The sequence below is a fragment of the Variovorax sp. OV700 genome, from assembly GCF_900099805.1.
Classification (GTDB): Bacteria; Pseudomonadota; Gammaproteobacteria; order Burkholderiales; family Burkholderiaceae_C; genus Variovorax.
The window spans coordinates 27,471-53,335 of the sequence record NZ_FNDR01000009.1; the positions used below are offsets into that span (position 1 = coordinate 27,471).

16 protein-coding genes are annotated in these 25,865 nt (G+C 66.3%); 10 read left to right on the forward strand and 6 right to left on the reverse strand.

Annotated elements, in window-relative coordinates; all coding sequences use genetic code 11:
- The 3 genes from BLR24_RS20430 to BLR24_RS20440 all read right to left on the reverse strand — a co-directional run bounded on the left by BLR24_RS20430 (nt 1) and on the right by BLR24_RS20440 (nt 3,264).
- Nucleotides 1-1,365 carry a M20/M25/M40 family metallo-hydrolase gene (locus BLR24_RS20430; protein WP_093020610.1) on the reverse strand — a complete coding sequence of 455 codons (1,365 nt, stop codon included), beginning with the start codon at nt 1,363-1,365 and terminating at the stop codon, nt 1-3.
- Between the two features lie 69 nt (nt 1,366-1,434).
- Entirely contained in the window at nt 1,435-2,169 is a 735-nt protein-coding gene (locus tag BLR24_RS20435) for a 16S rRNA (uracil(1498)-N(3))-methyltransferase (RefSeq protein ID WP_093020245.1), read from the reverse strand.
- Entirely contained in the window at nt 2,170-3,264 is a 1,095-nt protein-coding gene (locus BLR24_RS20440; RefSeq protein ID WP_093020247.1) for an aminoglycoside phosphotransferase family protein, read from the reverse strand.
- Between the two features lie 234 nt (nt 3,265-3,498).
- Between BLR24_RS20440 and BLR24_RS20445 the strand changes: the two genes are divergently transcribed.
- Genes BLR24_RS20445 through rsmA form a run of 3 tightly spaced genes read left to right on the forward strand, consistent with a single transcriptional unit; the run spans nt 3,499 to nt 8,272 of the window.
- The gene (locus BLR24_RS20445) at nt 3,499-6,078 is read left to right on the forward strand and encodes an LPS-assembly protein LptD (protein WP_093020249.1); all 2,580 of its coding nucleotides are present in this window, start codon (nt 3,499-3,501) and stop codon (nt 6,076-6,078) included.
- A gap of 17 nt (nt 6,079-6,095) precedes the next feature.
- Nucleotides 6,096-7,505 carry a peptidylprolyl isomerase gene (locus BLR24_RS20450; protein ID WP_093020612.1) on the forward strand — a complete coding sequence of 470 codons (1,410 nt, stop codon included), beginning with the start codon at nt 6,096-6,098 and terminating at the stop codon, nt 7,503-7,505.
- On the forward strand, nt 7,505-8,272 hold the full coding sequence (gene rsmA, locus BLR24_RS20455; protein ID WP_093020251.1) for a 16S rRNA (adenine(1518)-N(6)/adenine(1519)-N(6))-dimethyltransferase RsmA: 768 nt from the start codon (nt 7,505-7,507) through the stop codon (nt 8,270-8,272). Before BLR24_RS20450 ends, rsmA begins: the two co-directional genes overlap by 1 nt.
- Nucleotides 8,273-8,625: 353 nt before the next feature.
- Here the strand turns inward: rsmA and BLR24_RS20465 are convergent, their stop codons facing one another.
- The 3 genes from BLR24_RS20465 to BLR24_RS20475 all read right to left on the reverse strand — a co-directional run bounded on the left by BLR24_RS20465 (nt 8,626) and on the right by BLR24_RS20475 (nt 12,038).
- A complete protein-coding gene (locus tag BLR24_RS20465) occupies nt 8,626-9,051 on the reverse strand; it encodes a barstar family protein (RefSeq protein ID WP_086012221.1) in 426 nt (141 codons plus the stop codon).
- 50 nt (nt 9,052-9,101) lie between these two features.
- A complete protein-coding gene (locus tag BLR24_RS20470; protein ID WP_093020255.1) occupies nt 9,102-9,515 on the reverse strand; it encodes a guanyl-specific ribonuclease in 414 nt (137 codons plus the stop codon).
- Between the two features lie 180 nt (nt 9,516-9,695).
- On the reverse strand, nt 9,696-12,038 hold the full coding sequence (locus tag BLR24_RS20475; protein WP_093020614.1) for an NADP-dependent malic enzyme: 2,343 nt from the start codon (nt 12,036-12,038) through the stop codon (nt 9,696-9,698).
- 166 nt (nt 12,039-12,204) lie between these two features.
- On the opposite strand from BLR24_RS20475, the gene BLR24_RS20480 reads away from it, so the two are divergent.
- The 7 genes from BLR24_RS20480 to BLR24_RS20510 all read left to right on the forward strand — a co-directional run bounded on the left by BLR24_RS20480 (nt 12,205) and on the right by BLR24_RS20510 (nt 25,846).
- Nucleotides 12,205-13,257 carry an SPFH domain-containing protein gene (locus BLR24_RS20480; protein WP_093020257.1) on the forward strand — a complete coding sequence of 351 codons (1,053 nt, stop codon included), beginning with the start codon at nt 12,205-12,207 and terminating at the stop codon, nt 13,255-13,257.
- 9 nt (nt 13,258-13,266) lie between these two features.
- Nucleotides 13,267-14,745 carry a DUF4178 domain-containing protein gene (locus tag BLR24_RS20485; protein WP_093020259.1) on the forward strand — a complete coding sequence of 493 codons (1,479 nt, stop codon included), beginning with the start codon at nt 13,267-13,269 and terminating at the stop codon, nt 14,743-14,745.
- Between the two features lie 58 nt (nt 14,746-14,803).
- A complete protein-coding gene (locus BLR24_RS20490; RefSeq protein WP_015868006.1) occupies nt 14,804-15,022 on the forward strand; it encodes a DUF350 domain-containing protein in 219 nt (72 codons plus the stop codon).
- A 14-nt stretch (nt 15,023-15,036) separates the two neighbouring features.
- Nucleotides 15,037-16,578, forward strand: a complete 1,542-nt coding sequence (locus BLR24_RS20495) for a polyamine aminopropyltransferase (protein WP_093020616.1) — start codon at nt 15,037-15,039, stop codon at nt 16,576-16,578.
- 7 nt (nt 16,579-16,585) lie between these two features.
- Nucleotides 16,586-18,205, forward strand: coding sequence for an FAD-dependent oxidoreductase (locus tag BLR24_RS20500; RefSeq protein ID WP_093020261.1), 1,620 nt, complete (start codon nt 16,586-16,588; stop codon nt 18,203-18,205).
- Nucleotides 18,202-19,320, forward strand: a complete 1,119-nt coding sequence (locus tag BLR24_RS20505) for a saccharopine dehydrogenase family protein (protein WP_093020263.1) — start codon at nt 18,202-18,204, stop codon at nt 19,318-19,320. Before BLR24_RS20500 ends, BLR24_RS20505 begins: the two co-directional genes overlap by 4 nt.
- A 511-nt stretch (nt 19,321-19,831) precedes the next feature.
- Nucleotides 19,832-25,846, forward strand: a complete 6,015-nt coding sequence (locus tag BLR24_RS20510; protein WP_093020265.1) for an alpha-2-macroglobulin family protein — start codon at nt 19,832-19,834, stop codon at nt 25,844-25,846.
- Nucleotides 25,847-25,865: the final 19 nt, after the last annotated feature.

Consider the following 25,865-nt stretch of genomic DNA (forward strand, 5'->3'; position numbering starts at 1 on the left):
TTACCGGGTACGCGCCGGCCGTTTAGGCAGCAATGCGGGACTGACTCCTTGCATGCCCACCAGGCCGAGCACCGTGACGAGCGAATTCTGCGCGCCCTTCCATGCATCTGTCACGTCGATCGACTCGCTCAGGGCGTGAAAGCCGGTGGACCTGCCGCCCCCGCCGATGATGATGGCCGGGATGCCGTACGACATCGGCACGTTGGCGTCGGTGCTGCCGCCGCGCAGCAGCGTCTTGTGGCCGAAGGCCGTGTTCGAGCGGATGGCCGCTTCCACCATGACCGAGTCGGAGGGCGTGCGGCCGCCCGGCCGGTCGCCGATCAGCTTGTTGCTTGCGCTGAGTGTGCCGACGTTCCAGCGCTTGTTCTCTTCGACCACGGCCTCGTCGATGGCCGCGAGGATCTTCTTCTCCGTCTCGAGCAGCGAGGCCATGTCGTCCGAGCGGATGTCGACGGCCATGCGCGCGTCCGGCGCGATGGTGTTGACCGAGGTGCCACCGCCCACGGTGCCGACCGTGAACGTGGTCTTCGGGAAGCTCGGCGTGCGCACCTCGGCGATCTTGGCAATGGCGCGGCCCATGCCGTGGATCGCGCTGGGCACCTGGCCGAAGGCGGCGAAGCTGTGGCCGCCCGGACCCTTGAACGTGACTTCGTAGCGGTGGCTCGCGGTGCCCAGGATCAGCACATTGCCGTCCGGCGAAGGCTCCAGCCCCACCATGCCATCGATGTCCAGGTGGTCGCGAAAGATGGTCTTCATGCCGCGCAGGTTGCCCAGCTCTTCCTCGCCCACATTGGCGACGAACAGCAGGTCGCCCACCGTCTGCACCTTGTTGTCGTTGAGCACCTTGAGCCACGACAACAGCACGGAGAGGCCGCGCGTGTCGTCCGCAATGCCGGGCGCATGCAGCTTGCCGTCGTGCTCCTTCACCTTCACGTCGGTGCCGGCGGGAAACACGGTGTCCAGGTGGGCCGAGATCAGCAGCTTGGGGCCGTTGCCCGTGCCCTTGCGCAGGCCGACCACGTTGCCTTCGGCATCGATCTTCGCGTCGGCGAGGCCCAGCGCCTTCATGCGCGCGAGGAAAGCTTCGGCGCGCTTCTGCTCCTTGAATGGTGGTGCCTCGATCTCCGTCAGCATCTTCAGGTCTTCGACCGTGCGGTCATGGTCGGCCTTGACCGCGTCGAGCAGTTTCTGGACCGTGGGCGCCGCCATCAGTTGGGTAAAGGCTTTTTCCACCTCGGGACCGACCTGCGCGGGCGTGGGCGCAACGGCGGTGTTCTGGGCTTTGGCGCCCTGCACGGCGCAGAACATGGCCAGAACAACGGGCGCAAGGGGCGCGAGCCGGAGGGCGCGTGGTGAACGAAGCATGGCGTGAAGATCCTTCTCTTTGTCTGTCATGACGAATGGGTGAGGCACGCTCGCCTCACGGGAACACAGTCAGGGGCCGGCGAGCGATACCAGTGCCGCGAGCGCTGCCGTCTCGGCGCGCAGCACGCGCGGACCGAGAGTGATCGGCGCAAAGCCGCATGCCAGGGCCTCCTTCTCCTCCGCGCCGCTCAGGCCGCCTTCGGGGCCGCTCAGGACCAGCACGCTGCGATCCGCCGGGGCCGATGCGGTGGCATCGGCGAGGCGCCGCGTACCGTCGGCGAGGCTCAGGACAAGGCGCAGCGCGGTGCCGCTGTTGTTCGCATCGATCCAGGCCGGCGGGCTCGAGAACGGCCGCACTGGATGGATCACCGGCACGCGGTTGCGGCCGCATTGCTCGCAGGCCGCAATGGCAATCGCCTCCCAATGCGCCCTTTTCTTTTCAGCGCGCTCGCCCGAGAGACGCAGCACGCCATGGGCCGTCGCCAGCGGCTGGATGCTTGCAACACCCAGTTCGGTGGCTTTCTCGACCAGCCAGTCCATGCGCTCGTTGGCGGGCATGCCGACCGCGAGATGCACCGCGCGCGCTGCTTCGCGCTCTGTGGCCGCGTGAACGCCAAGCGTCACCGAAACGTCGCTGCGCCCCATGCGCTCGACCGTGGCCGCGTATTCGCCGCCCGAGCCGTCGAACAGCGTGAGCGCGTCGCCGGGTTGCATCCGCAGCACCTGCACGTGGCGCGCCGCGCCGGGTGGCAGTTCGAACGTGGCACCCGCAATCAGCGGCACCGGGCAATGGAAACGGGGCATCTAGGGCCGACCGTAGACGAAGCCGGTGAGCGCCGAGCTGCCTTCGATTTCGTCGATCACGCGCAGCAATGGCGTCAATTCCATGTAGCGGCTGGCCGTCGAGCGGATGTAAGCGATGAATCGGGGCGTGTCGGCCAGGTAGCGGGGCTTGCCGTCACGCAGTGTCAGGCGGGCGAAGATGCCGGCCACCTTGAGGTGGCGCTGCAGCCCCATCCACTCGACCGAGCGGTAGAAGGCGCCGAAATCGGCGTCGACCGGCAGCCCGGCCTTGCGGGCGGCTTCCCAGTAGCGGATCGTGACGTCGAGCACGAACTCCTCGTCCCAGCTCAGGAAGGCATCGCGCATCAGACTTGCGATGTCATAGGTGATCGGGCCGTAGACCGCGTCCTGGAAGTCGAGCACGCCCAGATCCGCTCCGTCGCGGACCATCAGGTTGCGCGGCATGAAGTCGCGGTGAACATAGACGCTTGGCGAGGCCAGGTTGCTTTCGACGATGAGCTTGAAGCTGCGTTCCAGCCGTTCCTTCAGCTTGCCCTCGACGGCAATGCCGCGGTGGCGCCCGATGTACCACTCGGGAAAAAGCGCCAGTTCGCGCTCGAGCAGCGCGCGGTCGTAGGGCGGCAGCACGCCCGGCCTGGATGCCAGCTGCCAGCGGATCAGCGCGTCGATGGCCTGGTCGTAGAGCGGACGGCTCGCGTCGGGCAGGGCCGGATCGATGACCTCGAGCATGGTCTGGCGGCCCAGGTCGTCCAGCAGCAGGAAGCCGTTCGCCCGGTCCCATTCGAGCACCTTGGGCGCGGTGATCCCGGCTTCGGCCATCAAGCGGGCGACCTGCACGAAGGGCTCGCTGTTTTCCTTGTCCGGCGGCGCGTCCATCACGATGCGAGTGTCACCATCGTCCGCGCCGTCGACGCGAAAGTAGCGCCGAAAGCTCGCGTCGGCTGACGCAAGGCGCACGGTTTCGGGCAGCAAGCGGTGCGTGGCGGAGATGCCGGCCAGCCAGTGCCGGAAGGTCGCGGATCGCTGCGGATCGGTCCAGGGAATGGCTTCGGCGGAGGGGGTAGGCTCGGAAGCCGGGAGCGGGGGTGCTGTCATGGATAATCGATTCTACAAATCCGCCTGGCGCGGCAACTCCTGCGGTCCTCCCCGGTCGAACAGGGCTGCCGCCGGCTCCTGCAACCCGCCGGCCTGCCGCGCCGTCCTCCCGACGATCCTTCGTTCCTGACCGATGCCTACGATCCAAAGCCCCCACGCTTGGCACCTTGTGCACTCGCAGCCCTCCCAGGGGAGACTGCGGGCCTTCTCCGGAACGACTGGGCGGGTGGCTTGATGAGCCGACGCGTTGCCTCGCGGCGTTCCGGCCCGCCCCTGCCATTGGCCGTGTTGTCGCTGGCGCTGCTGCATGCGCATGGCGCGTCCGCGCAGCCGGCGGGCGGCCTCGACGGTCCGCTCACGCTCAAGCGCACGCCGCAACTGACCGAAACGCTGCCGCCGAATGAACGCAGCCAGCTGCCGAGCCTCATCACCGGCGACCGGCTGTCGGGTCGCCAGGACCTCGAAACCGTGGTCGAAGGCCATGCGACGCTGCGGCGCGGCGAGGTCGCCATCACCGCCGACCGGCTCGAGTACTACCAGCCCGACGACCGCGCCAAGGCGCGCGGCAACGTGCGGGTCAACCAGGCCGGCAATGTGTACGAAGGCCCCGAACTCGAGCTCAAGCTCGAGACCTTCGAGGGCTTTTTCAACAACGTGCGCTACTCCTTCCTCGTCAACGGCGGGCACGGCGAGGCGCAGCGCATCGATTTCGTCGACAGCAACATATCGGTGGCCCGCAGTGCCACCTACACCACCTGCCGCCGCGAAGATTTTCCGGGCTGGATGCCGGCCTGGCTGCTGACCGCGGCCACGATGACCACCGACACCGAGGAAAACGTCGGCGTGGCCACCGATGCGCGACTGAGTTTCATGGGCATCAGCACGCCGCCGCTTCCGAGCGTGAGCTTTCCGCTGTCGAACCAGCGCAAGAGCGGGCTGCTGCCGCCCACGATCGGCGTCGACAACAACAACGGCATGGAGATCTCGCAGCCGTACTACTGGAACATCGCACCCAACCGCGACGCCACTTTCACGCCAACGCTGATGAGCAAGCGGGGCCTCAACCTGGGCTCGGAATTCCGCTACCTCGAGAAAGACTACAGCGGCACCATCCGCCTGGACCTGATGGGCAGCGACCGCCTGGTGGGACAGCGCTACAACGAGCTGCGCGCCACCCAGCTCCAGCAACTGGCCAACGGAGAAATCCAGGCCAAGGACCTGACCGCTGCGCCCAACAGCAACAAGCGATGGGGCATCTGGGCCAATCACCACCAGGAGTTCAATGCCAAGGCGCTGGGACTGGATTCGCTGTCGGCCAACATCAACATCAACCGGGTCAGCGACGACGACTACTGGCGCGACTTCACGCGCACGCCCACCCTGGCGCAGCGCCAGCTGCCGAACGAAGCGGCGCTCAACTGGGGCAAGGGCGACTGGAGCGGCGGGATTCGTGCGCTGCGCTACCAGACGCTGCAGTACAACTTGTCGCCCATCGTGCCGTCCTATGACCGGATGCCGCAGATCACGGCCAACTACAACAAGTACGACTGGCACGGCTTCGACGTTTCGCTGAACCTCGACTACACGCGCTTCCGCGTCAACAGCATCCTGGCGGGCCAGCCTGGCTTCGACATCAACCAGCAGTCGCAGCCCGACGGCGATCGCGCCTTGGCGATAGCCACGATCAGCCGGCCGTTCATCACGCCGAGTTCCTTCGTCATTCCCAAGCTGCAGCTGAACACGGCTTCGTACAACTACTACCTGCCGCAGTCGGACATTCCGAAGCTCACCGTCAATGGCATCACATATGTCAATGGCGTGCCCTACAACGGGAATTCGCTCTACTTCTTCCCGACCTCGAGCAACCGGACGGTGCCGACCTTCAGCCTCGACAGCGGCCTGATCTTCGAGCGCGACGCGAGCTACTTCGGCCGCGCCTTCCGCCAGACGCTGGAGCCGCGCGCGTACTACGTCTACACGCCGTACCGCAACCAGAGCATGCTGCCGAACTACGATTCGGCGGCCAACGACTTCAGCTTTGCGACCATCTACACCGAGAACGCCTTCTCGGGCAACGACCGCATCTCCGACACCAACACGCTCACGCTGGGCGTGACCTCCCGCCTGATCGACCCCGACACCGGGGTCGAGGCCGCGCGCTTCGGCGTTGCGCAGCGACTGCGCTTCAGCGACCAGAAGGTCACGCTGCCGGGCGGCATCCCGGTGACCGATCGTGCGAGCGACCTGCTGCTGGGCGCGCAGATCAACTGGACGCCCAAGTGGAGCCTGGACACGGTGGTCCAGTACAACCCCGACACGCGCAAGTCGGAACGCTCGGCCATCAGCGCGCGCTACAACCCCGAGCCGTACCACAACTTGAGCGCGGCCTTCCGCTACCAGGCGCCCAGCACGCCGACCGCGACCGACGGCAACAAGTCTTTCGATGTGGGCTGGCAGTGGCCCCTCAACGACCTGTGGGGCGACAAGGGCAAGGACCTCGGCCCGGGCAAGGGCCAGGGGGGCGGACGGTGGTACGCGGTCGGCCGGCTCAACTACAGCCTGCAGGACGAGAAACTCACGGACGGCGTGCTCGGCTTCGAGTACGACGGCTGCTGCTGGATCGGACGCGTTGTGCTGCAGCGCGTCACCACCGGCCAGGTGACGGCCAACACCCGCATCATGTTCCAGCTCGAATTCGTCGGATTTTCCAGCATCGGATCGAGTCCCATGCAGGCCCTGCGGCAGAACATCCAGCGCTACCAGCCTCTTCGCCAGCCCACCGAAGGGCCGAGCCGCTTCACCAATTACGACTGAGACGATTGAGCAACGCCATGAAACACATCCGTTCCATCCTTACCTTGGGCTGCCTCGCGGCGCTGGCCGCATCCTCCGGCGCGCAGGGCCTGCGCCCCGGTGGCGGCAGCGGCATCACGGACATCATGCGCGCCGGCCCCCGCCTTGCGGCCCCGGTTGCACGCCCGGCACCGTCCAGCGCCGCGCCGGTGCAGCGCTCGGCCGAGTACATCGTTGCACTGGTCAACTCCGAACCCATCACCAACACCGAAGTGCAGTCGCGCGTCACGCGGCTGATCCGCGAGAACGCCGAGGCCGAGCGCGTTCCGCGCGCCGAGCTCACCCGCCTGGTGCTCGAGCGCCTGATCTCCGAGCGCGCCCAGCTCCAGCTGGCCAAGGAAAACGGCATCAAGGTGGACGACGTCGCCATCGACCAGGCCGAGCAGACCGTGGCGCGGCAGAACCAGGTCACGGTCGAAGAGCTGCGCCGCCGCGTGGTGGCCGAGGGCATCTCGCCGCGTGAATTCCGCAACGACCTGCGCGACCAGCTGCTGCTCACGCGCCTGCGCGACCGCGAGGTGGAATCGAAGGTCAAGATCAGCGACTCCGAAGCCGACGAATACCTGCGCGACCAGCGAAATTCCCCCACCAAGGACGCGGCGCTTCAGAACATCAACCTCGCGCACCTGCTGGTCGCCGTGCCGGAGAACGCGACCCCTGCGCAGGTAGCCACTTTGCAGCAGCGGGCTCAAGGCCTGGCGCAGCGCGCCCGTTCGGGCGAAGACTTTGCCAAGCTGGTGCAGGAAAACTCCGATTCGCCCGACCGCGCCAATGGCGGCGCAGTCGGCATGCGCACCGCGGACCGCTATCCCTCGCTGTTCGTCGAAGCCACGCAATCCACAGCGGTCAACGGCATTGCAGGGCCCATTCGCTCGGGCGCCGGATTCCACGTGCTGAAGGTGCTGGCCAAGTCGCAGCTTGGCGCCACCGATGCCACCGTCACCCAGACGCAGGTGCGCCACATCCTGCTGCTCAACGACCCCAAGCGCACCACGGCCCAGGCCGTGGCGCAGCTCGCCGAATTCAAGCGCCGCGTGCAGTCCGGCACGGCCGATTTCGCTGGCCTTGCGCGCGACAACTCGCAAGACGCGAGCGCCAAGGAAGGCGGCGACCTGGGATGGTCGCGCCCCGGCCAGTTCGTCCCTGAGTTCGAGGAAGCCATGGACCGGCTCGCGCCGGGCCAGATCAGCGATCCCGTGGTATCGCGCTTCGGCGTCCACCTGATTCAGGTGGTCGGCCGGCGCGAATCCAAGCTCACCCAGGCCGAGCAGCGCGAAGCCGCGCGCGCCGTGCTGCGCGAACAGCGGGTCGAAGAGGCCTTCACCACCTGGGTGCAGGAAGTGCGCGCGCGCGCCTACGTCGAGTACCGCGAGCCGCCCCAGTCCTGATGGCCCATATCGCCAGGAAACGGTTCGGGCAGCACTTCCTGTCCGACGGGGGCATCATCGAAGCGATCGTGCACGAGATCGCGCCGCAGCCTGGCGACGCCATGGTCGAGATCGGTCCTGGGCTGGCGGCGCTCACGCAGCCCCTGGTGGAGCGGCTCGGGCGCCTGACGGTCATCGAGCTCGACCGCGACCTGGCCAAGCGGCTGCGCGATCATCCGCAGCTCGACGTCATCGAGTCCGACGTGCTCAAGGTCGATTTCGCCGAGCTCGCTGCCAGGTTTCCGGCCCCGCTGCGGGTGGTCGGCAACCTGCCCTACAACATCTCCACGCCCATCCTGTTCCATCTGCTGGGCTTTGCGCACCTGATTGCCGACCAGCATTTCATGTTGCAGAAGGAAGTGATCGACCGCATGGTCGCCCGGCCCGCCACGTCCGACTACAGCCGCCTGAGCGTGATGCTGCAGTGGCGCTACGAGATGGAAAACGTGCTGTTCGTGCCGCCTGAGAGCTTCGACCCCCCGCCGCGCGTCGACAGCGCCGTGGTCCGGATGGTGCCGCTGGCCCAGCCGCCCGCCGTGGATGCCGCCCGCCTCGGCGAGATCGTACAAGTCGCCTTCAGCCAGCGCCGCAAGATCATGCGGCACACCCTGGGCAAGTGGCTCGACGAGCATGGCTTCGAGGGCGAGTTCGACGCCCAGCGCCGGGCTGAGGAAGTGCCAGTGGCCGAGTACGTCGCCCTGGCGCAGGCCGTTCCCCCGCGCCAATGAAAAAAAGCCCGCCTTGGCAAAGGCGGGCTTTCGTTCGTGAACACCGCGGAACCGGCTTTGCCGGGCCGCAGGTGTTGCCCCCTTGAGGGGGAGGCGGCTACACGAAGTGAGCCGCTTCGGGGGTGGGCCTATTCAGGCTGCCGCTAGCCAGTAGCCCGCGTTGAACGGGCTGCTCATGCGCAATGCGAGCGGCGAGACGTCGACCAGTTTGTCGGTCGGCATTTTTTCGCCTTCAGGCTCCGTGCCGGCTGCTGCGGTGGCCGGGTTGCCGTTGATTTCGATGCCATCGAGTGCTGCGCCGTTCGGCTGAGCCTCGTTCGCCCGTTCTGCTTGGCTGGTGTGTGCAGAACGGGCTACAGAAAAGAATAGAAGCACCGGAACGGGACTTTTCGGTCCCCCCAGTAGTCGGAGGCGTCCCGGAAGATGTCGAGCAGTTGCTCGCGCGCTTCCTTGTCGAACTTGGCGTTGGCAGGGATCTGCTCGAGCACGATCACAAAGCCGGGCTGCGGGCCCGATTTATGCAACGGGTCCGTCATGCAGTCGTACAGCGCGTCAAAATTCTTGCCGAAGTGCGCCGGAAAGGTGAACTGCTGGGCAATCAGGTCGAGAACGTCCTGCTTGGTCTGGGCGTTGCCCAGGTTGGCGTACAGGAAATGCTGGCCCGCGGCGTTCGCGGCTTCCTGCAGGTCGTTCACGCGGAACGCACGAATCGACTGCACGATGTTCGGGCGTACGGCACGAAGGGATAGTGTCATCTCCGCTGGTCTTTCCATAGTCATCATCATTTCTTCGGGGCGCTTCGGGGCGCCGCTCAAGTCGTTGTCATCGCTCATGGTGCAATCCGTCTGAAACTCGCGTAGTGGTCTGCCGTGTACCAGCAGGCCTCGGGTGTCGTGCGCTGTTCACCGCCGCAGACAATGCGACGCGCCCCGCGATCGCGCGAGCCGGGCGTTGCCACCGTGTACTCGCGGTAATGACCGCGCCGCGCTGGCGGCAAGAGACGCTCGCGATTGCCAAATACCGTGCCGTCCTTTTCATATTGGAAGGGGCCGCCACTCAGAATGGCTTCGTAGGTTCGCTGGCCCTGAGCCGGTAGTTCGGCCAGTGCAATCGAATCCTGGGCGGGCTTTCCGGTGCCAAACCAATCGCGGCGGGCCTCGGCCCCGGTCGCCAACGCCGCCAGCAAAAAGCCGGTGAGCGCAAACTTAGTGACTGAGGACGTGATCGAGGCGTAAGCCGCCATGGGGCACCACAAGAAAAGAGCGGGGTTCCGAATTAGCGATCAACCCTGGGGTTAACCCGCAAATTCAAGCCCGCGAGTGTGCACCACGCCGACGAAAATAGCAAGCGACTGCCCAAAGTTTGAGCAGTGCGTGGGACGGGGAGTGGCGCCTAAAGTGGGCGGCCACTCTCGAAAAATGTCTTATCGCTCAGCGTTTGCGTCAGCGACTGTCAAGGCCGTCATGTTCACGATGCGCCGAACAGTTGCGCTGGCCGTGAGAATATGCACAGGTTTGGCCGCGCCGAGCAGCACCGGGCCGATGGCGATGTTGCCGCCTGCCGCAGTTTTAAGCAGGTTGTAAGAAATGTTCGCTGCGTCGATGTTCGGGAATACCAGCAGATTGGCATTGCCCGCGAGTGCGCTGTGCGGCATGACGACGGCCCGCTGCTTGCTGTCGAGCGCCACGTCGCCGTGCATTTCGCCGTCCACCTCGAGCCAGGGCGCCTGAACGCGCAGCAAGTCCAGCGTCTTGCGCATCTTGATCGCGCTGGGCTCGTTGCTGGTGCCGAAGTTGGAGTGCGACAGCAACGCGGCCTTGGGCTTGAGGCCGAAGCGCATCATTTCCTCGGCCGCCATGGTCGTGATTTCGGCCAGTTCCTCGGGCGATGGGTCGTAGTTGACGTGCGTGTCCACCAGGAACACCTGGCGATCGGGCAGCAAAAGTCCGTTCATGCAGGCGTACACCGGCACGTCCTGTGGGGTGCTCTCGCAGCCGCCGGGGCGCTTGCCGATCACCTGGTCGATGTAGTGCAGGTGGATCAGCGTGGTGCCCCAGGTGCCGCAGATCATGCCGTCGACCTCGTCCTTGTGCAGCAGCATGGCGCCGATCAGCGTCAGGCGGCGGCGCATCTCGATCTTGGCGGTCTGCACCGTCTGGCCCTTGCGCTCGGTCATGCGGTGGTAGGTCTGCCAGAAGTCGCGGTAGCGGTGGTCCTGCTCGACGTTGACGATGTCGTAATCGAGCTCTTCCTTCAGTCGCAGGCCGAATTTCTCGATGCGCTGCGCAATGATGGCCGGGCGGCCGATCAGCGTCGGGCGGGCAATGCCTTCATCGACCACGATCTGGGCGGCGCGCAGCACGCGTTCTTCTTCGCCCTCGCAGTAGGCCACGCGCTTCTTCTGCGCCCGCTTGGCGGCATCGAAGATCGGCTTCATCGTGGTGCCCGAGGCGTAGACGAAGCTCTGCAGGCGGTCGCGGTAGGCGTCCATGTCCTTGATGGGGCGCGAAGCGACGCCGCTTTCCTCGGCGGCCTTGGCCACCGCCGGTGCGATCTTCATCATCAAACGCGGATCGAAGGGCTTCGGAATCAGGTATTCCGGGCCGAAAGACAGCTTTTCGCCGACGTAGGCGGCAGCAACGCGCTCGCTCTGCTCGGCCTGGGCCAGATCGGCAATCGCGCGCACCGCGGCAATTTCCATCTCGTCGGTGATCGTGGTGGCACCCGAATCGAGCGCACCGCGGAAGATGTACGGGAAGCACAGGACGTTGTTGACCTGGTTCGGGTAGTCGGTGCGGCCCGTGGCCATGATCACGTCGGGGCGCACGGCGTGGGCGTCTTCGGGCGCGATTTCCGGGTTCGGATTGGCCAGTGCGAAGATCACCGGCTTGGCCGCCATCTTGGCCACCATCTCGGGCTTGAGCACGCCGCCGGCCGACAGGCCGAGGAACACGTCGGCACCCGCGATCACCTCCGACAGCTTGCGCATGTCGGTTTTTTGCATGTACTGGCGCTTGTCGTCGTCCATCAGCTCTTCGCGGCCTTCGTACACCACGCCGGCCAGGTCGGTCACGAACACGTTTTCGCGCTTCAGGCCCACCTTGAGCAGCAGGTTCAGGCAGGCCAGCGCCGCGGCGCCCGCGCCCGAGGTGACCAGCTTGACCTCGCCAATGTCCTTGCCCGCGACCTTGAGGCCGTTGAGCATGGCCGCCGCCACGGTGATGGCCGTGCCGTGCTGGTCGTCGTGGAACACCGGGATCTTCATGCGCTTGCGCAGCTCGCGCTCCACGTAGAAGCAGTCGGGCGCCTTGATGTCTTCGAGGTTGATGGCGCCGAAGGTCGGCTCCAGCGCGGCGATCACCTCGACCAGCTTGGCCGGGTCCTTCTCGTCAATCTCGATGTCGAACACGTCGACGCCGGCGAACTTCTTGAACAGCACGCCCTTGCCTTCCATCACCGGCTTGGCGGCCAGCGGGCCGATGTCGCCCAGGCCGAGCACCGCGGTGCCGTTGGTGATCACCGCCACCAGGTTGCCCCGCGCCGTGTACTTGAAGGCGTTGGCAGGGTCCTTGACGATCTCCTCGCAGGGCGCGGCCACGCCGGGCGAATAGGCCAGCGACAGGTCGCGCTGGTTGACCATCTGCTTGGTCGCGGCGATGGCAATCTTGCCCGGCACCGGAAGCTCGTGGTACTCGAGGGCGGCGCGCCGCAGTTCGGCGCGCTTGTCTTCGGGCGTGGGGGTCGATGAGGTCGTCGAATCGGACATGGGCCGTTGCTCCTGGTGGCGCTTCTTCTGGGGGCGCCGATTGTAGACCTCGGCCAAGGACGCCATAGGCCGCATGGCGGAGATGTGCCCTGCCGAAAGCATGGCGGCCCGTCAAGACGATGTGGCAATATGTACGTTCCGGAAAAAAATTAGACGAGGAGCGGCCATGGCCCTGATGGATTTCATCAAGAAACAGTTCATCGACATCATCCAGTGGACCGAGACTGGCGATGGCACGCTGGCCTGGCGATTCCCGATGGCCGAGATGGAAATCCAGAACGGCGCCTCGCTCACCGTGCGTGAGTCGCAGGTGGCGGTGTTCGTCAACGAAGGCCAGGTGGCCGACGTCTTCGGCCCCGGCATGTACAAGCTCACGACGCAGACGCTGCCCGTGCTCACGTACCTGAAGAACTGGGACAAGCTGTTCGAGTCCCCTTTCAAGAGCGACGTCTACTTCTTCAGCACCCGCCAGCAGGTCGACCAGAAGTGGGGCACGCCGCAGCCCATCACCATCCGCGACAAGGACTTTGGCGCGGTGCGCCTGCGTGCCTTCGGCAACTACAGCTTCCGCATCGGCGATGCCAAGCGCTTCCACACCGAGATTTCCGGCACGCGCGACATCTACAGCGTGGCCGACCTCGACGGTCAGCTGCGCGGCCTGGTGCTGCAGAACATCAGCAACGCCATCGCTTCCAGCGGCGTGCCCTTCCTCGACCTCGCGGCCAACCAGATCCAGTTTGCGCAGGCGCTTGCGGCGCAGCTGGTCCCTGAGTTCGAGAAGATCGGCATCAAGCTCGAGAACATCACGGTCCAGAACGTCTCGCTGCCCGAAGAGCTGCAGAAGATCCTCGACCAGAAGATCGGCATGGGCATGGTCGGCAACGACATGGGCAAGTTCATGCAGTACCAGACGGCGCAGGCCATTCCCAAGTTCGCCGAAGGCGCGGGCAGCGGTGGTGGCGGCATCGCGGGCGATGCCATGGGCCTGGGTGCCGGCGTCGCGCTCGGTCAGGTGCTGGCACAGAACCTCGCACAGGGCCTGAGCCCGAGCGCAGCGGCCCAGGCCGCGGCGACCCAGCAGCAGCCCGCCGTGGCGGTGGTGAGCCCGGCCGACGTGATGACCACGCTCGAGAAGCTCGGCGAGCTCAAGACCAAAGGCATCCTCACGCAGGAAGAGTTCGACGCCAAGAAGGCGGAGCTGCTCAAGAAGCTGGTCTAAGCACCGGCGATGGCTGAGCAACCAGGCGCCGAGCGCGCCTATCGCGCGCCCTGCCCCGGCTGCGGCGCGCCGGTCGAATTCAGGTCCGCGCAATCGGCCTTTGCCGTTTGTCCGTATTGCCAGAGCACCGTCGTCCGCCAGGGCGAGACGCTCGCGCGCATCGGCAAGATGGCCGAGCTGTTCGACGACTTCAGCCCGCTGCAGCTGTTTGCCGCCGGCCGAATCCAGAACCAGCCGTTCACCATCGTCGGCCGGCTGCAATACAGCAACCCCGGCGGGCGGTGGACCGAATGGATCGCCGCGCTCGACGGCGACCGCACCGGCATCCTCAGCGAGGACAACGGGGCCTATGTCTTTGCGCTCCCTTTCGAGCTGGAGCGCGCTGCGCCTCCGCCGATCGAGCTGCGCGTGGGCGCCACCACCGCGTTCAACGGCCAGAGCTACACCGTTTCGTCGAACGAACAGGTGGCGCTGCTTTCCGCCCAGGGCGAACTGCCGCACCTGCCCGAGCTGGGCCGCGCGTTCCCCATGGTCGAGCTGCGCAGCGACAAGGGCCTGGTGCTCAGCATCGACTACGGCACGGAACCGCCCAGCGCCTACCTGGGCCGCTCCGTGCAGCTGGAAGACCTGCAGCTCACGGGCCTGCGCGACGAATCCGCCAAGGACGAAAAAGGCCGCGCCTTCAATTGCCCCCATTGCGGCGCGCCAATCGCGGTCAACCTGGCCGACAGCAAGAGCATCACCTGCGGCTCGTGCAACAGCATCATCGACCTGTCGCAGGGCATTGGCGGCGAGCTGAAGCACGCGGAGCAGAACGAGCCCGTTCGCCCGCTCATCGCCATCGGCAGCATGGGCCAGCTGCAGGGCGCGCAGTGGCAGGTGGTGGGGTTCCAGCATCGCATGGGCGCGGAGCCCGGCGACGACGAGCACTTCGGCTGGAACGAGTACCTGCTGTACAACAAGAAGCGCGGCTTCAGTTTCCTGGTCGATGCCGAAGACGGCTGGAGCATGGTCAAGCCGACCACCGGCGCGCCGGTGATGGCAGAGAACGGCAGCACCGCTACCTACCTGGGCAAGCGCTATGTCCAGCAATACGCCTACAACGCCGAGACCACCTACGTGGCGGGCGAGTTCTACTGGCAGGTGGAGCGCGGCCAGAAAACCTTCAACCGCGACTTCGCCAACGGCAATGCGCTGCTCTCGATGGAGCGCTCGGCCAACGAGTTGACTTGGTCCTCGGGCAGCAAGCTCGACAGCGGCGTGGTGTCCGCGGCGTTCAAGCTCGACGACAAGAAAGACATGTTCGTGCGCGGCGATGCGTCGCCAGTCAGTGCCGCGTCGGGCCTGGGCTGCGGCACCATCATCTTCATCGTGATCGTTGTCATCGTGCTGCTGGTCATCCTGAGCACCTGCAGCGGCTCGTCCAGCGGATCGCGCAGTTCGGGCGGATCGTACGGCGGCTACTCGAGCGGCGGCGGCCACAAATGAAAGACAGGCAGGTTCGCATTGATGTCATCTAATACTGCTACTACGACTGGAGGTCCCCATGGGATTTGAATGGCTGAAACCGGGCGTGGTCCTCGGATCGCTCGTGTATGCGCTGCTTGGCGTGCTGATCTTCTGGCTCTGCTTCCTCATCATCGACAAGCTCACGCCTTATGACCTGTGGGGCGAAATCGTCGAGAAGCAGAACGTGGCGCTTGGGTTGGTCGTGGCCGCCATGAGCCTGGGCATCTGCGTCATCGTCGCAGCCGCGATCCATTGAGCGGGGAGGCGGCGGTGTCCGCGCGTTCTGCCGATGCGCGCGGGCCGCAGCCCGTCGAGATCGCGCTGCTAGCCAGCGTATTCGTGGTGGCCGCCTGCGGCCTGGTCTACGAACTGACCGCGGCCGCGCTGAGCTCCTACCTGCTCGGCGATTCGGTGCTGCAGTTCAGCACCATCATCGGCACCTACCTGTTCGCGATGGGCGTGGGCTCGTGGCTCTCACGCTACTTCGAGCGCCAGCTGCCGGCGCACTTCCTGCGCATCGAGCTGCTCGTGGCGCTCGTCGGCGGTGCCCTGCCGGCCATTCTCTTTCTCGCGAATGCCTACGTGCCCGGCGCGTTCCGGTTGCTGCTCTACGGGCTCGTGCTGGTGGTCGGCACGCTGGTGGGGCTGGAGATTCCGCTGGTGATGCGCATCCTCAAGCGCAACATCCAGCTCAAGAACCTCGTGTCGCAGGTTCTCACCTTCGACTATCTTGGCGCCCTCGCCGTGTCGGTGGCCTTTCCGCTCATTCTTGTGCCGCAGCTCGGCATGATCCGCACCGGGCTCTTGTTCGGCTTCATGAACGCGGCCGTGGCCGTGTGGGCGCTGTGGCTGTTTCGGCATGAGCTGCGCCGCATCGGCGCCCACGCGTTCGCATGCTTTCTTGCGCTGGCCGCGCTGCTCGGTGCTTTTGTGTGGGCCGACCATATCACCACGCTGGCCGAAGACAAGTTCTACCAGGACCGCATCGTCTTCAGCGCCACCTCGCCCTACCAGCGCATCGTGGTCACGCGAGGGCAGCTCGGGCATCGCCTCTTTCTCAACGGCAACCTGCAGTTCGCCGAGCGCGACGAATACCGTTACCACGAGGCGCTGGTTCATCCGGTCATGGCCGCGCAGGGCGCGCCAAAAAAAGTGGCGGTGCTCGGCGGCGGCGACGGCATGGCCGTGCGCGAGATTCTCAGGTACCCGTCGGTCGAGTCGATCACGCTGGTGGAGCTCGATCCGAACATGACGAAGCTCTTCACCGAGCACGAAACGCTGGCCAGGCTCAACGGACATTCGCTCTCGTCGCCGAAGGTGAAGATCGTCAATACGGACGCGTTTCAATGGCTGCAGCAGGAAGCAGACATGTTCGACGTGATCGTGGTCGACTTCCCCGATCCCACCAATTTCGCGATCGGCAAGCTCTACACCAACAGCTTCTATTCGCTGCTCGAAAAGCGCCTTTCTGCGAGCGGCTACGCGGTAATCCAGACCACCTCGCCGCTGGTGGCGCGCAAGAGCTACTGGACCGTGGCGACCACCATCGAATCGGTCGGCCTGCGGGCCACGCCGTACCACGCGCATGTGCCGAGTTTCGGCGAGTGGGGCTACATCATCGCAAGTCGCCGGCCCTATCGCATGCCCGATGCGCTGCCTTCGGGCCTGCGCTTCCTCGCGCCGTCAACATTGCCGCTGATGTTCGACTTTCCGCTCGACATGGCGCGCGTGCCGGCGGAAGTGAACCGCCTCTCGAACCAGACCCTCGTCACCACTTATGAGCAGGAGTGGGGCAAAGTGGTTGCGCACTAGCGTCGCCATGCAAAGGCGCGATTTCCTCGGCGTAGCGGGTGCGGCGGGCGCTCTTGCGCTCGCCGGCTGCGAGGCTTCGCTGCCGCCCATCGAAGGCGGCTTTACCGGCATCGACGTGGCACGCGGCCATGCGATGCGCGATGGCGCGCTCAAAAGCCAGGCACCCGCGGCCGTGAAGCGCACGCGCGTGGTGATTGCCGGAGGCGGCGTGGCCGGCCTTGCCGCCGCGCGCGCATTGCGTCTTTCGGGCATCGAGGACTTTGCCCTGCTCGAGCTCGAAGACACGCCCGGCGGCAACGCGCGCGGCGGCATCGTCAACGGCATTGCCTGTCCGCTCGGGGCGCACTATTTGCCCGTGCCCAACGACGACGCGCGCGAAGTGCAAGACCTGCTGGAGGAATTCGGCCTGCGCCGCCGCGTGGCGGGCCGCTGGGAATACGACGAGCGCAACCTTTGCCACAGCCCGCAGGAGCGGCTGTTTTTCCGCGGCGAGTGGCAGGACGGCCTGTTGCCCGTGCACGACGTGGGCGAAAGCACGCACGCGCAATACCGCAAGTTCGCGCAGCAAATGGACGCGTTGCAGCATGCAGCGCACTTTGCCATCCCCACGCTCAAGGTGGCCGTCACGCCCGAGCTGCTCGCGCTCGACGCCCTTCCGTTCGAGCGCTGGCTCGACAGCGAAGGCTTCAGCGACGCGCAACTGCGCTGGTATCTCGACTATTGCTGCCGCGACGACTACGGCGCCGGCATCGAGCAAGTCTCGGCCTGGGCCGGCATTCACTACTTTGCAAGCCGGCACGGATTTCACGCGCCGGGTTCATCGGGCAGCGGTTCTGACTCGACTCCCGAGCGCGACGGCGTGCTCACCTGGCCCGAAGGCAACGGCTGGCTCACCCAGCGCCTGGCCGCGCCGCTCGGCGACCGGCTGCATACGGGCCAGGTCGTCACGCGCATCGCCGAGATGCGTGGCGGCGTCGAGGTCGATGCGTGGGATGCCGCGTCGAAATCGGTGGTTCGCTGGCAGGCCGAGCGCTGCATCGTCGCGCTCCCGGTGTTCATTGCGGCGCGTGTGGTCGAGAGCGCGCCCGCGGTGCTCGCAAACGCCGCCGCGCATGTGCGCTACGCCCCCTGGCTGGTCGCCAACGTGCATCTGCGCGGGCCGCTTGCCGATCGTGCGGGCGCCGCGCCGAGCTGGGACAACGTGGTCTACGGAACCCGCGGCCTCGGGTATGTCGATGCACGCCACCAGACGCTCGACCCCACGCCGCGCGGCACCGTCATCAGCTGGTACCGCCCGCTCGGCCCGAGCCGCTACGACGCGGCCGATGGCCGACGCCTGCTGCAGGGGCGCCCGTGGACCGGCTGGCGAGACGAATTGCTCGCAGAGCTGTCGGTGCCGCATTCCGATCTGCCTGCGCTGGCCACGCGCATCGAGATCACGCGCTATGGCCATGCCATGGCCATTCCCACGCCGGGGCTGCTGGCCCGAATCGGCACGGCGGACCCGGCGCAGCGCGGGCGCATTGCGGCGGGCCGTCTTTCTTTCGCGCATGCGGACTGGTCGGGCTACTCGATCTTCGAGGAAGCCTTCACGCGCGGGCATGTCGCGGGCATGGGCGTTTCATGAAAGTCCTGGTGCTTGGCGGCTATGGCAACTTCGGCGCGCGCATCTGCCGAGCGCTGGCGCCGGATGCAGCCATCGACCTGATGATCGGCGGCCGCGATCTTCAGCGCGCAACCAGTCTGGCCGAGTCGCTGGGCGGCACAACGCGCGGCGTGCGCATCGACATCCAGTCCGGCGACCTTGTTGAAAGCCTGCGCGACCTCGGCGCCGAACTTGTCATTCACACTGCAGGCCCGTTCCAGAACCAGGACTACCGCGTGCCGCAAGCCGTGGCAGCAGCGGGCGCGCACTACATCGATCTGGCCGACGGACGACGCTTCGTCTGCGACTTTCCCGCCGCGCTCGACGCAACCTTCCGCGGCGCGGGCCGCACCGCCGTTGCGGGCGCGAGCACCGTGCCGGCGCTCTCGTCGGCGGTGGTCGACCATCTCGCTGCCGGATGGAAAAGCATCCGAAGCATCGACACCTGCATTGCGCCGGCACAGGGCGCGCCACGCGGCGTCGCGACGCTCGCGGCCGTGCTCGCCTATTGCGGAGAGCCGGTCCAGGTCTGGCACCGCGGCGAATGGACCGGCCGCCCCGGCTGGTCCAACGCGACGACCGTGCGGTTCGCGCGCATGAAGCCGCGCCGCGGCGCCTTGTGCGACATCCCCGATCTCGAACTTTTTCCGGCGCGTTATGCGGGCGTCCAGTCCGTCATGTTCCGAGCGGCGCTCGAAGTGGGTCTTGCGCAGCATGCCTTTGCTTTCATGGCGTTCATGCGCCGCGCGGGCTTGCTGCGTGCGCCGCAAAAACTTGCGCCGCTGCTGCATTCCGCAGGCGGTGTGCTCGATGCGCTCGGCACAGCGCTGGGCGGCATGGTGGTGCGCGTCGAGGGCACGGATGCGCGTGGTGCCGCTGCGCGCCGCGCCTGGCACATCGCTGCCGACGACAACCACGGCCCCGAAATTCCCTGCATGGCCGCCATCCTGCTGGCCCGCCGGCTCGCACGTGGCGATGCCTTGCCCATCGGCGCGCACACCTGCGCCGGCTTGCTCACGCTCCCGGAGTTCCAGCCCGAGTTCGCACGCTGGGACATGGTGACCGATGTGATCGACGAGTCATTGGCCATTTCATGACGTCTGGACCATGGTCGTCGTGTTCTGGCTGATGGTGAACAAGCCGCAATTTCATTCTGAGATGAGAACTTTGTTTGAAGCAGGTTGTTCAGGGCGCGCTCCCGCCGACGTGGTACCTTGCTCCGCGAATGTTCCCCGGCCTGCGGCCTCCTCCTTTATTTCGCTGCGCAAGGCACCCCATCGACGGGAGCGTTGGTCAGAGCACTGGTTGATCAGCCAGCACAACGACAGCTCTTGGCGGGCGCAGGGCGCCGGGCGCTCCCCGCAGCGAAATAAAGGAGGAGCCGAAGGCGGGGGACATTCGCGGAGGGGAGTACCCGGTGTCCTGTGCCCGCGCCCTGAACAAGAGCGCCCTGAACAAGAGCAACCCAACGCACAACGCACCATCCATCACTGAAGTGGCCTTGGCGCGGGCCTGTGCAGTTTTCACGCAGACTTCACACACAGCGCCGTCTCTTCACAGATCGCCGGCAGACTGCCAGGCGCCAACAAAAACATCGGGGGAGCTTCCATGCTTCAGGTTGCGAATCGAAAACTCGCGTCGCTCAGCGACGTGCTCTTCACCGGGCTGGGCCGTGCGCTCGGCTTTTTGCGTCCGCTCGCGCGCGGGCTCATCGGTTCCTGGCGACCCCCGGGCTGGCTGCGCATCGTGGGTGCGTTTCTTCTCTTCGGACTGCAGTGGCTGCAGCAACGGCTGGCCTGGCTGGTGGTGCTTGCATTGCTCGTGCTGGCCGGCTGGATGGCGAGCCCGCACATTCTTAAGTGGTGGCACGGCCTCACGCCCGACCGCGTCGAACCCGTGGTCGCCACCGCGCAGATCGTGCCGCCACCGCGCACGCAGATCGAGAACGACAAGGGACCGAACCCGCTCGTCATCAACTTCTCGGCCTCGGTCGCGCCGATTGCGCGCATCGGCCAGGAGGCCACCGGCATCACCATCGAGCCTGCCATTGCCGGGCGCTGGACGTGGAGCAGCCAGAAGAAGCTGGAGTTCCTGCCCGCGCAGGACTGGCCGGTGGGCCAGCCGTACAAGGTGCAGCTTGCGAACAGCGCGCTGGCGCCGCACATCGAGATGGCACTGCGCAAGTACGAGTTCACCTCGCCCGAGTTCAGTGCGCGCATCGCGGGTGCCGAGTTCTATCAGGACCCGGTGCAGGCGAACGTGCGCCGCGCCCTCTTCCGCGTGAGTTTCTCGCATCCCGTGAATACGGCCGAGTTCGAGAAGCGCCTGGTGCTCACCTATGACCAAGCCTGCGGCACCTCGTTCTTCGGCGTGGGCAAGTGCACGAGCGAGAAATTCACGGTCAGCTACGACAAGCTTCGCCTCGCCGCCACCCTGCAGTCCGAGCCGCTGCCCATCCCCGAGAAGACGCGTCCCGTGGTGCTCAGCCTCGCGGCCGGCGCGGTCGCACAAAAGGGCGGCCCCGGCCAGCGCAACGACGCTTCGCGCGCCGTCGACATCCCCGGACTCTTCAGCCTCGACATTGCCAGCGTTGAGCCCACCATCGTCACCGGCGAGAGCGGCGAGCCCGAGCATGTGATGCACATCACTGCCTCGATGCCGGTGCACGAGCGCGAGATGGCGCGCGTGGTGCAGGCCTGGCTGCTGCCCACCACGGAAGAAGCCAAGGGCGACCCGGACGAGAAGTTCGATTGGTCCGCCGAGCCCTCGAAGATCACCGACGCCGTGCTGCGCCGCGCGAAGAAGCTCGCGCTGCAGCCCATCGCGAGCGAGCGTGAAGTGACCGAGATGGTCAGCTTCCGCATGCCACAGGCCGAAGGCGGCCGCTACCTGCTGGTGCGCGTCGCCAAGGGCCTCAAGACGCCGGGCGGCTACCAGCTCGGCGCCGCGCGGCAAGAGGTGCAACTGCTCAAGACCTTCGCGCCCGAGCTCACCATCATGAGTCAGGGCTCGCTGCTCGCGTTGTCGGGCGAGCGCAAGCTGCCGATCCTGGTGCGCGACCTGCCGGGCATCCGTCTGGAAATCGGCCGCCTGCTGCCGCAGCAGCTGCAGCACCTGGTCACCCAGACCAACGGCGACTTCGCGCATCCGCAGTTCTACGGCGGCCTGCAGTCGGACAACCTCGTCGACCGCTTCCAGAAGGAGATTCCGCTCAGCATTCCCGCCGGCAAGGCGCACTACGAAACCGTCGACTTCGCCGAGTACCTGCGCAGCGACGTGGCGGATCGCCGCGGCGTGTTCCTGCTCAAGGTGCAGGGCTACGACCCCAAGGCCAAGAAGAAGGCCGAAGGCGATGCGGCGCAGGCCCAGCCGGAAGATGAACAACAGGAGCAATCGTCCGAAGGCGAAGGCGACCCCGAAAGCGGCAACCCCGAAGACAAGATTGACCAGCGCCTGGTGCTCGTCACCGACCTGGGCATCGTCGTCAAGAAGTCGCTCGACGGCACGCGCGACGTGTTCGTGCAGAGCATTGCCAATGGCCAGCCCGTGGCCGGTGCGCTGGTCGAGGTGTGGGGGCGCAACGGCATGATCATCGCGTCGCAGGCGACCGGCGCCACTGGCACCGCCAAGCTGCCAAACCTGGCCGGCTACCAGCGCGAGAAGGCACCCGTGGTGCTGGTGGTGCGCAAGGACGGCGACCTGAGCTTCCTGCCCTTCAACCGCAGCGACCGCACGCTCGACATCTCGCGCTTCGACGTGGGCGGCCTGCGCGCGGCCGGCGTGCCCAACCAGATGACGGCCTATGTGTTCAGCGACCGCGGCATCTACCGCCCGGGCGACACCATGCACATCGCGATGATGGTCAAGGCCGGCAACTGGGGCACGTCGCTGCGTGACCTGCCGCTCGAAGCCGAGATCATCGATGCACGCGGCCTCAGCGTGCGCCGCGAAAAGCTCAAGCTCGGTCCCGGCGGCGCGGCGGAAATCGCCCATGCCACGCAGGACACATCGCCCACCGGCAACTACACCGTCAACCTCTACCTGCCGCGCGAATCCTCGCCCGGCAACCCCGAGGTGGAGGGCCTGCTCATCGGCAGCACCACGGTGAAGGTGCAGGAGTTTCTGCCTGACCGCACCAAGGTCGTCGCCAAGCTCAGCAGCGAGCTCGCCGAGGGCTGGGTCAAGCCCAAGGACCTGAAGGCGCTGATCGATGTGCAGAACCTTTTCGGCACGCCCGCGCCCGACCGCAAGGTGGAGGGCACGCTCACGCTGAGTCCGGCCTTCCCGGTGTTCCGCGCGTTTGCCGACTACGCCTTCTTCGATCCGCAGCGCGCCACCGAGAAGCAGGTCGACGACCTGGGCAGCGTGCAGACCAGCACCGACGGCAAGGCCGAGTTCGACTTGCGCCTCTCGCGCTTCGATGCCGCCACCTACCAGGTGCACGTGCTCGCCAAGGCCTTCGAGCCCGAGGGTGGGCGCAGCGTTTCGGCCGAGGCCCAGACGCTGGTGAGCGACATGCCCTACCTCCTGGGTGTAAAGGTCGACGGTGACACCAGCTACGTGAGCAAGGGCGCCGCGCGCAATGCCACCCTGATCGCGATCGACCCGCAGGCGAAGAAGACCGCCGTGGCCGACCTGAAGATGGAGCGTGTCGAGCGCAAGGTGCTGTCGGTGCTCGTCAAGCAGGACAGCGGGCTCTACCGCTACGAGTCGCGCAGGAAGGAAATCGTGCTCGACGAGAAGCCGCTGGCGATCGTTGCGGCCGGCAACACCATTGCGCTCAATACGTCCACGCCCGGCAATTTCGCCTACGTGGTGCGCAATGCCGGCGGGCTCGAACTCAACCGTGTTGAGTACAGCGTGGCGGGCAATGCGAACGTCTCGCGCTCGCTCGACCGCAACGCCGAACTGCAACTCACGCTCGACCGCAAGGACTACGAGCCGGGCCAGGAGATCGAGATCAGCATCCGCGCGCCGTACGTGGGCGCCGGCCTCATCACCATCGAGCGCGACAAGGTCTACGCCCACGCGTGGTTCAAGACCGACAAGACCGCTTCGGTGCAGAAGATCACGCTGCCCAAGGAGTTCGAAGGCACCGGCTACATCAACGTGCACTTCGTGCGCGATCCGGCCTCCGACGAGGTCTACATGAGCCCGTTGTCGTATGGCGTCGTGCCCTTTGCCACCAGCCTGGCCAAGCGCACCGCCAACCTGCAGCTCGCCAGCAGCGAACTCGTCAAGCCCGGCCAGACCGTGAAGATGAAACTCACCAGCGACAAGCCCACGCGTGCCGTGCTGTTCGCGGTGGACGAAGGCATCCTGCAGGTGGCGCGCTACAAGACGCCCGATCCGCTCAAGCACTTCTTCCAGAAGCGCGCGCTCGAGGTCGGCACGCTGCAGACGCTCGACCTGATCCTGCCCGAGTTCAAGAAGCTCATGCAGGGCGCCGCACCCGGCGGCGATGGCGAAGGCGAGCTCGGCAAACACCTGAACCCGTTCAAGCGCAAGCGCGACAAGCCGGTGGCGTATTGGTCGGGGCTGGTCGACGTGAACGGCAGCCGCGAGTTCAGCTACACCGTGCCTGAAAGCTTCAACGGCAGCCTGCGCGTCATGGCCGTGGCGGTGAACGACGAGACCACCGCCGCCAAGAGCACCCGCACCGTGGTGCGCGGCGACATGGTGATCCTGCCCAACGCACCGCTCGCCATGGCGCCCGGTGACACGGTCGAAGTGGGCGTGGGACTCGCCAACAACATCGTCGGTTCGGGCAAGGAAGCGCCCATCGCGCTCACGCTTACCGCATCGGGCGGGCTCGAGGTGGTGGGCGACGCCACGCAGACGCTCAAGGTCAACGAGCGCGGCGAATCCAGCACCAAGTTCAACGTGCGCGCCAAGCCGGGCGAGCAGGCGGTGCTGGGGTCTTCCGCGCTGGTGTTCACCTCTACGCACAAGACCTTCAGCGCGCGTCTCTCGACAGAGGTGAGCGTGCGGCCCGCATCGCCCTTCGTCACCCTGGTACAGGCCGGCAGCTTCCAGCGCGCGGGCGAGCTGTCGAGCAGGGCCGACCTGTATCCCAACTTCCGCAAGAGCGACGTGGCGGTGTCTGCCGCACCGTGGGCCTTTGCCACCGGCCTCATGCAGTACCTGGAAGCCTATCCGCACGGCTGCACCGAGCAGATCACCAGCCAGACCTTCCCGGCCGTGCTGCTGTCGGGCCGCCCCGAGCTGGTAAAGGAAATGGCGCGCGGCCGCACCGCCGAGCAGGGCCCGATGCCCGAGGCACGCAAGACCTTCGAGCGCTACCTCGTGCAGCTGCGCGCGCGGCAGACGGCCGATGGCGGCTTCTCGCTGTGGCCCGGCGCCGGCACCGATGCCTTCGCCACACTGTACGCGGTGCACCTGCTGGTCGAAGCCAAGGACCACAAGCTGCCCGTGCCGCAAGATCTGCTGCAGAAGGCCAACACCTACCTGCAGGGCTGGCTCGGCAGCGGCGATGCCTCGCTCGACGGCTGGCGCCAGCGCACGCAGGCGGCCTACCTGCTGACGCGACAGGGCATCATCGCGCCGGCCGCACTGGCCAACCTGCGCGAAGCCTGGCGCACCCAGCAGACACGGCAGGCTCAAGGCTGGAGCGACGACCTCGGTGCCGTATACCTCGCCGCGAGCTACCAGCTCGTGAAGCAGGAGCAAGTCGCCAACGAACTGCTCAACCCCGTGTGGTCCGACCTGCTCGCGCGCACCGAGAAGAACACGCGCCGCAATGTCTGGGGCGCCTACTACGATCCGCTGGTGCACGACAGCATGACGCTGCACCTGGTGGCGCGGCACTTCCCGAGCCGCCTCAAGACGCTCAAGCCCGCGGTGTGGGAGCGCATGGGCGCGATGGTGCGCGACGGCTGGTACAACAGCCTGTCCTCGGCCTCGATGCTGCTTGCTGTCGACGCGTACTTTGAGGCGGTGGCGCAGAACGCCGAGGGCAAGCTCACGGCGCAGACCGTCAACGCGCAAGGCCAGGCCGCGGCGCTCGCGCTGGGCGCGGTGAACCCGATCACCCGCGCGGCGGTGCCCATGGGTACCGCGAAGCTCAAACTGTCGAACGACAGCGACTTCAACCTCTACTACAGCTGGGCCGAACAGGGTTTTGAACGCAACGTGCCGGCCACGCCGGTGAACCAGGGCCTCGAGATCTTCCATGAAGTGCTCGATGCCAAGGGCAACCCGGTCACCAAGGCCAAGCTCGGCGAAGAGGTCACGGTGCGGGTGCGCGTGCGCAGCCTGGAGCGCGCGCAGCTGAACGACGTGGCGCTGGTCGACGTGCTGCCTGGCGGGCTGGAGCCGGTGCTCCAGGCCGTGGGCGACGACGAGGAAGCCAACGCCGACGCGCCGATCTGGAAGAAGCGCCTCGGGGGCAACGGCTCGTGGAAGGTGCAGTACGCAGACATCCGCGAAGACCGCGTGGTGTTCTACGGTGCCGTCAACAAGGATCTGCTCGAAGTGACCTACAAGGCGCGCGCCACCAATGTGGGCGACTTCGTGGTACCGGCCGCGTATGGCGAAGCGATGTACGACCGGCGCGTGTACTCGCGCTCGGCGGGTGCGCGCTTCCAGGTCGTCGCGAACTGACGCTGGGCAGCGAGGCCGT

Coding starts and splice junctions, on each gene's coding strand:
- BLR24_RS20430 (WP_093020610.1), bottom strand. CDS start 1,365: ATGCTTCGTTCACCACGCGCCCTCCGGCTCGCGCCCCTTGCGCCCGTT.
- BLR24_RS20435 (WP_093020245.1), bottom strand. CDS start 2,169: ATGCCCCGTTTCCATTGCCCGGTGCCGCTGATTGCGGGTGCCACGTTC.
- BLR24_RS20440 (WP_093020247.1), bottom strand. CDS start 3,264: ATGACAGCACCCCCGCTCCCGGCTTCCGAGCCTACCCCCTCCGCCGAA.
- BLR24_RS20445 (WP_093020249.1), top strand. CDS start 3,499: ATGAGCCGACGCGTTGCCTCGCGGCGTTCCGGCCCGCCCCTGCCATTG.
- BLR24_RS20450 (WP_093020612.1), top strand. CDS start 6,096: ATGAAACACATCCGTTCCATCCTTACCTTGGGCTGCCTCGCGGCGCTG.
- rsmA (WP_093020251.1), top strand. CDS start 7,505: ATGGCCCATATCGCCAGGAAACGGTTCGGGCAGCACTTCCTGTCCGAC.
- BLR24_RS20465 (WP_086012221.1), bottom strand. CDS start 9,051: ATGACTATGGAAAGACCAGCGGAGATGACACTATCCCTTCGTGCCGTA.
- BLR24_RS20470 (WP_093020255.1), bottom strand. CDS start 9,515: ATGGCGGCTTACGCCTCGATCACGTCCTCAGTCACTAAGTTTGCGCTC.
- BLR24_RS20475 (WP_093020614.1), bottom strand. CDS start 12,038: ATGTCCGATTCGACGACCTCATCGACCCCCACGCCCGAAGACAAGCGC.
- BLR24_RS20480 (WP_093020257.1), top strand. CDS start 12,205: ATGGCCCTGATGGATTTCATCAAGAAACAGTTCATCGACATCATCCAG.
- BLR24_RS20485 (WP_093020259.1), top strand. CDS start 13,267: ATGGCTGAGCAACCAGGCGCCGAGCGCGCCTATCGCGCGCCCTGCCCC.
- BLR24_RS20490 (WP_015868006.1), top strand. CDS start 14,804: ATGGGATTTGAATGGCTGAAACCGGGCGTGGTCCTCGGATCGCTCGTG.
- BLR24_RS20500 (WP_093020261.1), top strand. CDS start 16,586: ATGCAAAGGCGCGATTTCCTCGGCGTAGCGGGTGCGGCGGGCGCTCTT.
- BLR24_RS20505 (WP_093020263.1), top strand. CDS start 18,202: ATGAAAGTCCTGGTGCTTGGCGGCTATGGCAACTTCGGCGCGCGCATC.
- BLR24_RS20510 (WP_093020265.1), top strand. CDS start 19,832: ATGCTTCAGGTTGCGAATCGAAAACTCGCGTCGCTCAGCGACGTGCTC.